We start from the raw sequence: 12,484 nt of genomic DNA on the forward strand, positions 1-12,484 counted from the left end.
GGGCCCAGATGACCAAGGGTTGGAACCGCCGCGCCTTCCTCCGCACCTCCGTCGCCGGAGCGGGCGCCTCAGCCGCTCTGGGTTCCGGGGCCGTCGAGACCGCCACCGCGTCTGCGGGGACGGCCTCCGACGCCTCGGGGGCCGGCCGGCTGCGGGTCGAGCGCACGACCGTCGAGTACGCCGAGACACTGCTCGGCACCGAGGTCGAAAAGCCCAGACTGACCTGGGAGTTGGCCGCCGATGGGCGCGGGGCCCGGCAGACCGCGTACCAGGTGAGAGTGGCGCTGAGCGAGAAGGGCCTGCGTCAGGGGCGGCGCACGGTCTGGGACTCCGGGCGGGTCACGTCGGACCGTACGGTCGGGATCGTGTACGACGGCCCGGCTCTCCATCCGCGCACCCGCTACCACTGGCACGTCAGGGTGTGGGACGGCGAGGGCCGGCCGTCGGCGTGGAGCGCGCCCCGCTGGTGGGAGACAACGTTGTCCAAGGATGCCTGGGAGGGGTTCTGGATCGGCGCGGAGGCGGCACCGGAGCCGCCGAAGTTCACCGGTGCGTCCTGGATCTGGTCTCCCGGCTCGACCTCCAACAGCGCGCCCGCCGGGCCCCGTTGGTTCCGCGGCGCGCTGACGCCGGCCGCGGGCGCGGAGATCCGGAAGGCGACGCTGCTCGCCACGGCCGACGACGACTTCACCCTGTATCTCGGTGGCGAGCGGGTGGCGCACCAGCCCGAGCAGACCGACGCCTGGCGGCAGGGCCATCTCGTCGACGTCACCGAGCAGGTGCGGGCCGCCGGGTCCGGGCCGATCGTGGTCGCCGCCCTGGCGACGAACCGCGGCAACGCCTCCGTCAACCCCGGAGGACTGCTCGTACGGCTCATCGTGGAGACCGGATCGGACACGGTCGAACTGGTCACGGGTGAGGGGTGGCGCTCGGCCGAGAGTGAGCAAGAAGGCTGGCAGCGGCCGGAGTTCGACGACAGCGGGTGGCCCGAGGCGGCCGTGCTCGCGGCGTACGGCCAAGGACCGTGGGGCAACGGTGTGTCGATCGCGGCGACCGAACAGGCGGCTCCGCTGCTGCGACGCGAGTTCGCCGTGCCGAAGCCCGTGGCGCGCGCCCGGCTCTACATCAGCGGCCTCGCCTACTACGACGCCGAGATCAACGGCAGACGCGTCGGCCGCCAGGTCCTCGACCCGGGCTTCACCGACTACGACGAGACCGTGCTGTACGCGGTGCACGACGTGACGGACCACCTCCGGCGGGGCACCAACGCGATCGGGGTGACCCTCGGCCGCGGCTTCTTCGGCATGACGACACCGAACGTGTGGAACTGGCACCTTCCTCCGTGGCACGGCGAGCCGCGGCTCCTCGGCCAGTTGGAGGTCGACCACCCGGACGGCTCCCGCACCACGATCGTCACGGACGACCGGTGGCGGATCACCGAGGGCCCGACCCTCTCCAACTCCCTGTACGCGGGCGAGAGTTACGACGCGCGTAAGTCGCCCGGACCGGCCTGGTCCCGCCCCGGATTCGACGACGGCGGCTGGCGGAAGGTCAAGCGCCAGGAGGCCCCGAAGGGCGCCCTGCACGCACAGCCGCACGATCCGATCGAGGTCGTCGACACCGTACGCCCGGTCGCCGTCGAGGAGTTGAGCGAGGGCGTGTACGTCGTCGACATGGGCCGCACGATGGCCGGCTGGACACAGTTGACCGTACGGGCCGGCGCCGGGACGACCGTGCGCATGATCCACGGAGAGAAGCTGAAGTCCGACGGGAGCGTCCACGCCGAGACCGGGCACGTGCCGGGCCGGTTCCAGACCGACGAGTACGTGTGCGCGGGCGGCGGCGCCGACGAGGTGTGGGAGCCCAAGTTCTCGTACAAGGGCTTCCGTTACGTGCAGATCAGCGGGCTGCCCGCGAAGCCGAAGCCGTCTCAGGTGCTGGGCCGGGTCGTCCATACGCGCGTGGCGGAGACGGGTACCTTCGCGTGCTCCGAGCCGTTCTACGAGCGGTTGGAGGCGGCGATGCGGCGCACGGTGCTCAACAACCTGCACGGCATACCGACGGACACACCGATGTACGAGAAGAACGGCTGGACCGGTGACGCGCAGCTCGGCGCGCCGGTGATGACGTACGCCCTCGGCATGCACCGCTTCCTCTCCAAGTGGCTCGGTGACCTGAAGGACAGTCAGAACACCGACGGGCAGCTGCCGGTGATCGTCCCGAGCGGCGGCTGGGGCTACGGCGACCTCGGTCCGTCGCCGGAGTGGACGACGGTGTACCCCTTCCTGCTGCGGGAGATGTACCGCGTCTACGGGGACGAGCGGCTGGCCCGCGACCACTGGGCGCCGCTGACCCGCTACCTGGACTGGGAGATCTCCCGGCTCAAGGACGGGCTCGCGGTGACCGCCCTGGGCGACTATCTGCCGCCGGGGTACGGGGGCAACCCGCCCGAGGACACCCGGCTGACCGCGACGGCGTATCTGCACCGAGCGCTCACGGGCACGGCGGAACTGGCGGATCTGCTGCGCGACGCCGAGGTCGCGGACCGCTATCGCAGGGCCGCCGCCGGGCTCAAGGAGGCGTTCAACACGGCCTTCCTGGGCCCGGACGGCCACTACCGCACGGCGAAGGATCCCGGCTACCGCCAGACCAACAACTGCATTCCGCTCGCCTTCGGGCTGGTCCCGCCGGGCGCCCGGGCCACGGTCGTCGACTCTCTCCTCGCCGACATCAAGCAGCGCGGCAACCATCTCAACACCGGCGCGCTCGGCACGAGTGTGCTGTTGCGGCAGTTGTCGGCGCAGGGCCATCCCGAGGTGGCGCACGCGATCGCCACCCAGCGCACGTACCCGAGTTGGGGCTACTGGTTCGACAACGGCGCCGACACCATGTGGGAGATGTGGCCGCTCGACTCGCGCTCCCGCGACCACTACTTCCAGGGCACGGTCGTGCAGTGGCTGTACGAGAACGTGGCCGGACTGCGTCCCGGAGACGCGGGCTACCGGACCTTCACGGTCCGCCCCGACGGCCGTACGGGCGTGAACTGGGCCCGCACCTCGGTCCGCACGGTGCGTGGCGAGGCCTCGGCGGCATGGTCGGTCGTGGACGGTTCGACACGGCTGTCGGTGCGGGTTCCGGTGGGTTCGACGGCCGAGGTGTACGTGCCCGCGGCGAGCCGCTCGGCCGTGAAGGCGCCGGGCGGGGCGGAATTCGTGCGGGTGGAGCCGGGGTTCGTGGTGTATGAAGTGGCGCACGGCGGCTGGGAGTTCGTGGCCCGGGCCCGAGCCGCCGGGTGACGTGGGACGGCGGCGAGAACGGGGCCGGCGACCGCGGCCGGCCCCGGACCGAGAAGGGCATCAACGTGCAGCTCAACACCCGTACGTGGGGATCCGGCGACAAGAGCGCCGTGCTCGTCCACGGCATCATGTCCGACTCCCGCACCTGGCGGCGGGTCGGACCGGCGCTCGCCGAGCGCGGGTACCGGGTGGTCGCGGTGGATCTGCGCGGGCACGGTGCGTCGCCGCGCGGCGAGTACAGCCCCGCGCTCTTCGCCCGCGACCTCGTGGACACGCTGACCGGGCGCGTGGACGTGGCCATCGGGCACTCCCTGGGCGGGCTCGCGCTCTCGCTGGCCATCGACCGGCTGCGGCCGTGCCGGGCGGTGTACTGCGACCCGGTCTGGGCGACGTCCGCGCCCGACCGGCGGGTGGACGCGGCCGCGTTCGTAGCGGGCAAGCACGCGACGCGGGAGCACATCGCCCGGCTCAACCCCCGCTGGGACGAGGCCGACGTCGACGTCGAACTCGCCACTCTCGCGGACTGGGACCCCGACACGGCCCACTTCCTCGGCGACCGTCCCCTGCTCGGCTTCCTTCCCGCCCAGCCGGTGGTCCCCTCACTGGTCCAACTCGCCGACCCGAGCTTCCTCATCGGCCCCGAGGACGCCGCCCACCTGCGAACAAGCCACTTCGAGGTCCGCACGGTCCCCGGCGCGGGCCACACCATCCACCGGGACGACTTCGACGACTTCATGAAGTCGTTGGAGGGCTGGATCTGACGTACGCGGAGTTGACGTACACGTAAGAGACGTACACGGAGCGGCAGTTGGAGCCACGGCTCCGCCCGTTCTAGGACGCCGTGCGGGATTCCAGGTCGCTGCGGGTGTCGTTGCCGTAGACGCCTGATTCGTCGCCCCGGATGCCGTACCAGAGTTGGAAGCGGGCCACCGCCGCGGTGAGTGTGGCGTCGTAGAGGCCGGTGGCCGTGCCGCCCTCGTAGACGTTCGGGATGCGGAGGAGTCTTTCCTGGAGGTCGCTCACCTCCGGGCCGCTGTCGCCCTCACGGAGGGTGCCTGCGCCGTCGGGGTCGGGAGCGGCGGCGGGCTGGGACGGTGCCGGAGCGGATGACGCGGCCGGGGGCGGCGCCTGTGCCTTGTCGTCGGTGGCGTCGCGGTCCCAGGTGAGCAGAAGGGCCGCGCTGAATCCCGCCAGGGCGGCGGCCACCGCGGCGATGGCGATCGCCGTGCGGCGGAACAGGGACGTACGGCCGTGCGCCGTCGTGCGGGCGACCTGGCGTCCGCGTGTGCCGCCCTGATCGTGGCCTTCGTCGCTGCCGAAGTCGACGATGTACGGCGGCAGTTCCTGGGTGTCGTCCTCCGCCGTCCGAGGCAGTGCGGAGGTGTACTCCCCCGGGACCGCGACGACCTCGTACCCGTCGTCCGGGTCGCGTTCCCTCTCCTGGACCTGCCGCACCAGCTCCGACAGGGCTCCGGACCGGCGCCGGCGCATGACGTGGGTCGGTTCCAGCGCCGACCGGTTCGGTGGCAGTTGTGGGTCGGACGGTGTCGACAACCTGCTCTCCCTCCGGGCGGTACTGAGGAGTGATACGGGTACCCCCGCCCGGAAGTTCAACAGCGGCCCGCCGAGTTGATCGCCCCGGGGTGGACCGACGCCCGGACGAGGCCGGATTCTCGACGGGGCCGCTGCCTGTTGAAGCCGACAGCCGGGTGGGCTCCTTCGCACATCAGTGTCTCGGACCGGTGGAGCCGCATGTCAGTGCGTCGTACCGGTGGGGCCCACCCGGTACCCGTCAGCGGTTCATCAGCGCGAACACGCCCCAGCCCAGGTACTCACGCTGGTGGCGCACGTGGCGTACGGGTCCGGTGGCGAGGTCCTCGCGCATCTCGTCCGCCATCTCGTCGTCGGGATGGGCGTCCAGCCAGCGCCGGGTGTTGAGCCACTGCGCGGCCACGTACCGGTCCCAGCTGTCCTGGTCGGCGAGGACCATCTCCACCACGTCGCAGCCGAGCCGCCCGAAGAGTTCGAGCAGCTCGGGGAGCGGGCGGTAGTCGTCCTTCGTGGTGGCGTGGCAGCCCTCGACGGTGGCCTGGTCCTGGGGCTCGCGCCGCCAGTACGGCTCGCCGATCAGCATGATCCCGCCGGGCGCGAGGCTCCGCCGGAGCAGCTCGACGGTGCCGGCCGCCCCGTCACCGATCCAGGTGGCGCCGAGGCATGCCGCGACGCCGACCGGTTCGTCGGCGACATGGCCGGTCGCGTCCCCGTGCCGGAAGGCGACCCGGTCGGTGACCCCGAGCTCCGTCGCCCGGACATGCGCCGCAGCGAGGAACTCGGTGCTGATGTCCACCCCGGTGCCGGTCACCTGGTGGTCGCGCGCCCAGGTGCACAGCATCTCGCCGCTGCCGCAGGCGAGGTCGAGCACGCTCGTCCCGGGCGCCAGGCCGAGGGCCCGGCCGAGGGTGGCCAGCTTCTCGCTGGTGAACGGGTTGTGAATGCGGTGTCCGCTCTCGCGGATGGTGAAGCTACGTGGAAGATCCACTTCTGGGATTCCTTCGGTCCGAGGAGGTCGTGGTGGCTGAAGTACGCAGCCCGTCGTACGCGGCCGCGCTCGCCAGGACCGTCATCTCCCGCACCTCATTCGGTAGGCACACCATCACTCGGACCGGGCGAGGCTAGATCCGCCCGTCCGGCCCTGTCCAACAGTTTTTTGCCGCGTCGGCAACAAAGGACAGGCAATCAGATGACAATGAAAATGATTGTCGATAGCGTGTGCGTCGGTCACGCCGTCCGCGCCCCGCCATGGGGTGCCCCCGGCGTGCCCGGAACCTCAACCGGCTTGCACGAAAGGGGAGTTGTGGCTCATCTGTTGGTGGTCGAGAGCTGGGTCGGGTCGATGAGCAGACTGCTGCCACGGGCGATCCGGGAGGGCGGGCACGAGTTCACGTTCCTCACCCGCGATCTGCACCACTACCTGCGCTCCGCCCCGGAGGGCACGGCCCACCCCCTGCTCGCGTCCCGAAATGTACTGACCGCCGACACGAACGACGTCGACACCCTCCTGCCGGAGATCGAGCGCCTGCACGGGGCTCTCGGCTTCGACGGAGTGGTCACGTCCTGCGACTACTACCTGCCGACCGTGGCCCGGATCGCCGCCCGGCTGGGGCTCCCCGGCCCCACACCGGAATCGGTGGAGAACGCCTGCCGCAAGGACACGACCCGCCGCGTCCTCGGCGAGGCAGGCGTTCCCGGCCCGCTCTTCGCAGTCTGCGCCGACCGGGCCGAGGCGGAGGAGGCCGCGCGCCGCCTCGGCTTCCCGCTGGTGGTCAAGCCGGTCGACCTGTGCGCGGGCATGCTTGTGCGGCGCGTGGACGACGAGCGCGAGCTGGCGGACGCCTGCCGGGCGATCGCGGACTTCCCGGTGAACGCCCGCGGCCAGGTCCGGGCGCCCGTCCTCCTGCTCGAAGAACTCCTCGACGGGCCCGAGGTCAGCGTGGAGACCGTGTCGTTCGACGGTACGACCCATGTGGTGGGCGTGACCGACAAGAGCGTCGGCGGAGCGCCCGCCTTCATCGAGACGGGCCATATGTTCCCGGCCGTGCTCGCCCCGGCCGACTCGGAGGCCGCCCAGGACACCGCGGTGCAGGCCATCAAGGCACTCGGCCTCGACTCCGTGGTCGCCCACACCGAGATCAAGCTGACCGCCGCCGGTCCGCGTGTCGTCGAGGTGAACCCCCGCCCGGCCGGAAACCGCATCACCGAGCTGATCCGGCACGTCACCGGACTCGACCTGGCCGCGGCCTGCGTCGACGTGGCCCTCGGCCACGCCCCCGACCTGCGGCGGAGCGACACCGGGCTGCGCAGCGCCGCCGTCGGCTTCCTGGTGCCGGACACCGCGGGGACGCTGGAGTCGATCGACGGCTGCGATCAAGTGCGGGGCGCCCAGGATGTGTTGGAGGTCCAACTCGCCGAGCCGGGGCGGGCGGTCAAGGCCGCGGGCAGCAACAACGAGTACCTCGGCCATGTGATGGCGGGTGACGCGGAGGGGCTCGGCGCACGGGCCCGTGTCGAGTCGCTGCTGTCCGGACTGCGGCCGCGGGTGAGCGCCCGATGAGCGCGGCGGTCGGCGCGGGGGCGGCAGTTACGGCCGTCCGGGACAGCACGGCCCCGACCTCGTACGACGGCCTGGTGAGCCGTGTCCTGGCCGGCCGGCTCGGTCCGGACCCCCGCACCCTGCGGATCGCCGTGGCCTTCACCACCAGCCAGGCCGTACGTCACGACGGGCGCCGCGGCGGATACCGCAACGAGGTGCTCAGCCTGCGCCTCGACCGGGCCGTCGGATCTTGTGCGGTCGAACCGGGTGCCCTGTCCGGGGGCGCGGTGGACGACTGTGCCGGCGCGGACGTGGCACTGCTGCTGGAGCATCCGCTGACGCCGGTCAGGGTGGCGGCGCTGGACGCGTATCTGATGCACGTCACCCCCCACACGCCGGAGAACGGGGCACTCCCCCACCCGCTGCCCGCCGGGAGCTCCCTGGAGAAATCCCGTGCACGGGCGAAGGCCGTCGTCGAGTTGCTGGACGTCCGGGCGGGACAGACCGTGCTCGTCGTCGGCGTAGTCAACTCCCTTTTGGAGGAGCTCCGTTCACGTGGTGTCCCGTACATACCGTGCGATCTCAAGGGCGGCCGCACGGAGTGGGGCGAGCCGATCGTGACGCACGCGCTCGCCGAACTCGACCGCTGCGATGCCGTGTTGGCGTCCGGTATGACGCTCGGCAACGGGTCCTTCGAACCCTTGCGGGAGCATGCCCTGCGCGTCGGCAAGCAGTTGGTGATGTTCGCACAGACGGGAAGTGCCGTCCTGCCGCGTTTCCTCGGTGCCGGAGTGAGCGCGGTGTGCGCGGAGCCGTACCCCTTCTTCTGGCTGGACGGCGGTCCCGGCGTCATCCACCGCTACGGACCCGGACACGGAAATGGTCGTGGACACCGGTCCGGCCAGCCGTCCGGACATCGCGACAGCTGTACGGAGGCCACGCTGTGACGACGGCCGCGCTGCGCCCCCTCACCGCCAACCCCGATCTCCTCGCGCTCCTCGGCCGCACACCGCTGGCCCGGGTGACCACCGATCTGCCGTGCCCCCAGCCCGGTTTCTGGGCCAAGCTCGAAGGGCTCGGCGCCGGTGGCATGAAGGCGCGGGCCGCCGTGTCCATGCTGCTCGGGGCCCGGGAGCGGGGTGAACTGCGCCCCGGCGCCCCGGTGGTGGAGTCCACCTCGGGGACGCTCGGGATCGGTCTCGCCTTCGCCGGGCAGGCACTGGGCCATCCCATCGTGCTGGTCGGCGACAGCGAACTGGAGCCGTCCATGCGGCAGTTGCTGCGCACGTACGGGGTAAGCCTCGAACTCGTCGACCGTCCGGCAGCCGTGGGCGGCTGGCAGGCGGCGCGGCTGGCCCGGCTGCGGGAGCTGCTGGCGGTGCTGCCGGACGCGTACTGGCCCGATCAGTACAACAACCCGGACAACATCGCCGGGTACGCGTCTCTCGCCGCCGAACTCGCCACCCAGCTCGACCACTTGGACGTACTGGTGTGCAGTGTCGGCACCGGCGGCCACAGTGCCGGAGTGGTGGGGCCGTTGCGCAGGCACTGGCCGGGGCTGCGTCTGATCGGTGTGGACGCCACCGGCTCCACCATCTTCGGCCAGCCCGCGCGGCCCCGCCTGATGCGCGGCCTCGGGAGCAGCATCCATCCGCGCAATGTGGCGTACGAGGCCTTCGACGAGGTGCACTGGGTCGGCCCGGCCGAGTCTGCGGACGCCTGTCGACGCCTCGCGCGCGGGAGTTTCGTCAGTGGCGGCTGGAGCACCGGCGCGGTGGCGCTGGTCTCGGCATGGGCCGCCCGCGTCCATCCCGGGGCCGTGGTCGCGACCGTCTTCCCCGACGGGCCGCACCGCTACCTCGGCACGGTCTACGACGACGACTTCACGGCCGTCCACGGCCTCGACCCGGCCGGCGCCGCCACCCGGCCCGTCGAGATCCCGCATCCGCATGCCGTCGAGGCCACCGGCTGGGTCCGCTGCACCACGGTCACCGACCCCCTGCACACCCCCTTGGAAGGGAGCCCGTGAAGGCCACCCTGCGCACCGTGCGACTCGCGCTCGCCGAGCCGCTGCGCATATCCCGTTCGACGATGGCCGCCCGCGACGCCGTCTGGCTGACGGTCGAGCACGAGGGCCTGACCGGCCACGGCGAGGCCGTCACCAGCGTCTACTACGGTCTCGACACCGCTGTAATTGAACGGCAGTTGTACGAGGCCGGTCTGGATCTGGGCCGCTTCGGCGACCCCGAGAGCGCGCTGAGGGACCGGCCCGCGGGCCACCGGCCGCCAGCGGTGACCGCGGCCGTCGAGGCAGCTCTGCTCGACCTGTGCGGCAAGCGATCCGGCGTCCCGGTGCACCGGCTGCTCGGCGCGCGGCACGCTCCGAGCGCCCGGACCGCCCGCACCATCGGGATCATCCCCACCGAGCGAGCCGCCGCGCAGGCCCGCTCGCTCGCGGACAGCGGCTTCACCGTCATCAAGGTCAAGGCGGGTGCCCCGGACCCCGAGGACGACCTCGACCGCATACGAGCCATCGCCTCCGCCGCGCCCCGGGCCCGGTTGCTTCTCGACCCCAACGGTGCCTGGACGACCGCCCAGGCCCTGCAACTACTCCCCCACTACGCCGAGTTGGGCGTCGAAGCCGTCGAACAGCCCCTTGCCCCCGGTGATCCGGAGGCCCTGGCGCGGCTCGCCGAGCGTTCACCGCTGCCCCTGATCGCCGACGAGGACACCGTCACGTACGAGGACGTACGCCGTCTCGCGGGCCGGGTGCACGGCGTGAACGTCAAGCTCGCCAAGTGCGGAGGTCCGTACGCGGCGTTGCGGATCGCCGAGCTGATCGAGGGCAGCGGCACCGAGCTGATGCTCGGCTGTCTCACCGCCAGCACGCTCGGCCTGGCGCCCGCCGTGCATCTCGCCGACCGCGCCCGCTGGGCCGACCTCGACGGGCATCTGCTGCTCGCCGACGACCCGTGGACCGGGATCGGGGGCGCCGACGGCGTCGTACGGGCGAACGACCTGCCCGGGCTCGGCGTACGGGAGAGGCGGGTGGGCCGTGAAGACGCTGCATGAGATACGTGGCTTCTCGCCCGCGATCCGGCTGCTGCTGGTCAACCAGCTCGGCGTCAACACCGGTTTCTATCTGCTCATCCCCTATCTGGCCACGCATCTGGGCGAGGACCTGGGCATGTCGGCGGCCGTCGTCGGGATCGTGCTCGGGGTGCGCAACCTCAGTCAGCAGGGGCTGTTCCTCATCGGCGGATCGGCCGCGGACCGGCTCGGGGCGCGCGGCGTGATCATCGCCGGGTGCGCGGTGCGTACGGTCGGCTTCGCGCTGTTCGCTCTGGGGGACGGGCTCGCCGTGCTGCTCGCCGCGTCCGTGCTGAGCGGGCTCGCGGGGGCGCTGTTCAACCCGGCCGTGCGGGCCTATCTCGCGCAGGAGGCCGGTGAGCGCAAGGCCGAGGCGTTCGCGTTGTTCAACGTCTTCGCGACCACCGGCGCGCTGATCGGGCCGCTGCTCGGCAGTGTGCTGCTGCTGTTCGACTTCCGGGCCTCCGCGCTCACGGCAGCCGGGATCTTCGCGGTGCTGACCGTGGCGCAGGCGCTCGTGCTGCCGGCGCGGGCGGTGCCGAAGAGCACGGGGGGTGTGCTCGCGGACTGGCGTGAGGTGGTGGGCAACCGCGCGTTCCTGGCCTTCTCGCTGGCCATGGTCGGCATGTTCACCCTGGAGAACCAGCTGTATCTGCTCCTGCCGGACGGCGCCCGCCGGGCCACCGGCTGGGACGGCGCGGCCGGGCTCGTCTTCCTGGTGGGCACGCTCGCCAATCTCGCCCTGCAGATGCGCCTGACCCGGGCCCTGAAGGACCGCGGCCACCAGGCCATCGGCGCCGGGCTCGCTCTCATGGGCCTCGCCTTCCTGCCGCCGATGCTGGTGTCGGGGGCACCGCCGGAGCTGTGGCACGCCGTGCCCGTCCTCGTCGGCGTCCTGTTCCTCTACATCGGCGTCATGGTCGCCCAGCCCTTCGTGATGGAGCTGATCCCGGGCTTCGGGCGGCCGGAGCTGACCGGCACGTACTTCGGGATCTTCTACATGGTGTCCGGGATCGCGGCGGCCGTGGGCAACACGGTCGTCGGCTGGGCCATGGACACCGGTGACCAGCGGGGAGCCTCCTGGCTGCCATGGGCCTGCTGCCTGGTCTTCGGCCTGGTGTCCGCCGGCGGGGTCACCTGGCTGCGTCGCCTCAAGGCGCTGCCCGAGCGTCCCGTGCCCGTTGGGGCGACGGTATGACGAGCGGCAATCTGCTGACCGACAACCCGGTGCTGTACGAGGCCCGGTTCCCCGATCCCGAGCGGCTGGCCGGGCGTTGGGCCGAGGACTGCCTGCGGCGGTACGCGGCCGGTCCGAGGGTCCTCGACCTGGGCTGCGGCACGGGCCGGGACGCGGCCCAGCTGCACGCGTCCGGGCGGACGGTCGTCGGGGCCGACCTCTCCGAGGCGATGCTGGCGCACGCCCGCAATCGGCACCCCGGCCCGGAGTACGTGCGCGCCGATCTGCGGGACTTCTCGCTCGGAGTCTTCGACTCCGTGGTGTGTCTGGACAGTTCGCTGCTGTACTGCCACACCAATGACGACCTCGACGGCTTCCTCGCCTCCTGTCGCAGGAGCCTGACACCCGGCGGGCTGCTCGTCGCCGAGATGCGCAACGGGGCCTACTTCCTGGGCCGCGACGACCTGTTGAACACACCGAGGGTCAACGCCTTTGCCTGGCGGGGGATTTCGTACCGGTCGACGACGACTCTGTACGTCGACCGCACTGCGCAACTCCTGCGGCGTACGCGCGTATGGACGGCCGACGACGGCTCGGAGCCGGTCGAGCAGCGGTCGGCCTGGCGGCTGCTGTTGCCGCAGGAACTGCGGCACTTCCTGACCTCCCACGGATTCACCGTGCTCGCGCTGCACGACGGTCCGGGGCCGCGTACCGAACCGCCGTGGCAGGAGGGCGACTTGCCCGGGACGTCGACCGAGGCCGACCGGCTGCACGTAGTGGCCCGGCTCGGCGCCTGACCGCACCACGCATCCCTGCCTCACACGCATCCCT

Annotated in this window: 10 protein-coding genes; 8 read left to right on the top strand and 2 right to left on the bottom strand. The window is 71.7% G+C overall.

Annotation, left to right across the window (positions count from 1 at the left end; genetic code table 11):
* Positions 1-8 precede the first annotated feature (8 nt).
* The gene (locus QF035_RS06705) at positions 9-3,296 is read left to right on the top strand and encodes a family 78 glycoside hydrolase catalytic domain (protein WP_307518927.1); all 3,288 of its coding nucleotides are present in this window, start codon (positions 9-11) and stop codon (positions 3,294-3,296) included.
* A 65-nt stretch (positions 3,297-3,361) separates the two neighbouring features.
* On the top strand, positions 3,362-4,057 hold the full coding sequence (locus QF035_RS06710; RefSeq protein WP_307530925.1) for an alpha/beta fold hydrolase: 696 nt from the start codon (positions 3,362-3,364) through the stop codon (positions 4,055-4,057).
* A gap of 70 nt (positions 4,058-4,127) precedes the next feature.
* Here the strand turns inward: QF035_RS06710 and QF035_RS06715 are convergent, their stop codons facing one another.
* Together QF035_RS06715 and QF035_RS06720 are read right to left on the bottom strand one after the other, a co-directional pair.
* Positions 4,128-4,850: a peptidoglycan-binding domain-containing protein gene (locus tag QF035_RS06715; RefSeq protein WP_307518928.1), complete on the bottom strand. Its 723-nt coding sequence runs from the start codon at positions 4,848-4,850 to the stop codon at positions 4,128-4,130.
* Positions 4,851-5,088: 238 nt separating this feature from the next.
* Positions 5,089-5,835 carry an SAM-dependent methyltransferase gene (locus QF035_RS06720; RefSeq protein WP_307518929.1) on the bottom strand — a complete coding sequence of 249 codons (747 nt, stop codon included), beginning with the start codon at positions 5,833-5,835 and terminating at the stop codon, positions 5,089-5,091.
* A 315-nt stretch (positions 5,836-6,150) separates the two neighbouring features.
* Here QF035_RS06720 and QF035_RS06725 point away from each other — a divergent pair, with 315 nt between their 5' ends.
* From QF035_RS06725 to QF035_RS06750, 6 genes are read left to right on the top strand one after another with little or no spacing between them, the layout of a single operon-like run.
* Positions 6,151-7,407 (top strand): ATP-grasp domain-containing protein, encoded by a 1,257-nt coding sequence (locus tag QF035_RS06725; RefSeq protein WP_307518931.1) that lies wholly within the window; start codon positions 6,151-6,153, stop codon positions 7,405-7,407.
* Positions 7,404-8,333, top strand: a complete 930-nt coding sequence (locus tag QF035_RS06730) for a Rossmann-like domain-containing protein (RefSeq protein WP_307518932.1) — start codon at positions 7,404-7,406, stop codon at positions 8,331-8,333. The genes QF035_RS06725 and QF035_RS06730 overlap by 4 nt, the downstream gene beginning before the upstream one ends.
* Complete coding sequence (locus tag QF035_RS06735) at positions 8,330-9,415, top strand: PLP-dependent cysteine synthase family protein (RefSeq protein ID WP_307518934.1); 1,086 nt, start codon at positions 8,330-8,332, stop codon at positions 9,413-9,415. The genes QF035_RS06730 and QF035_RS06735 overlap by 4 nt, the downstream gene beginning before the upstream one ends.
* A complete protein-coding gene (locus tag QF035_RS06740) occupies positions 9,412-10,458 on the top strand; it encodes a mandelate racemase/muconate lactonizing enzyme family protein (RefSeq protein ID WP_307518935.1) in 1,047 nt (348 codons plus the stop codon). The genes QF035_RS06735 and QF035_RS06740 overlap by 4 nt, the downstream gene beginning before the upstream one ends.
* The gene (locus QF035_RS06745) at positions 10,442-11,674 is read left to right on the top strand and encodes an MFS transporter (RefSeq protein ID WP_307518936.1); all 1,233 of its coding nucleotides are present in this window, start codon (positions 10,442-10,444) and stop codon (positions 11,672-11,674) included. Before QF035_RS06740 ends, QF035_RS06745 begins: the two co-directional genes overlap by 17 nt.
* Positions 11,671-12,450, top strand: a complete 780-nt coding sequence (locus tag QF035_RS06750; RefSeq protein ID WP_307518937.1) for a class I SAM-dependent DNA methyltransferase — start codon at positions 11,671-11,673, stop codon at positions 12,448-12,450. The genes QF035_RS06745 and QF035_RS06750 overlap by 4 nt, the downstream gene beginning before the upstream one ends.
* Positions 12,451-12,484: the final 34 nt, after the last annotated feature.

Origin of the sequence: Streptomyces umbrinus (assembly GCF_030817415.1) — a bacterium.
In the GTDB taxonomy this organism is placed as follows: domain Bacteria; phylum Actinomycetota; class Actinomycetes; order Streptomycetales; family Streptomycetaceae; genus Streptomyces; species Streptomyces umbrinus_A.

Excerpts from the sequence above, each read along its gene's own strand:
- QF035_RS06705 (WP_307518927.1), top strand. The coding sequence starts at position 9 with ATGACCAAGGGTTGGAACCGCCGCGCCTTCCTCCGCACCTCCGTCGCC.
- QF035_RS06730 (WP_307518932.1), top strand. The coding sequence starts at position 7,404 with ATGAGCGCGGCGGTCGGCGCGGGGGCGGCAGTTACGGCCGTCCGGGAC.
- QF035_RS06750 (WP_307518937.1), top strand. The coding sequence starts at position 11,671 with ATGACGAGCGGCAATCTGCTGACCGACAACCCGGTGCTGTACGAGGCC.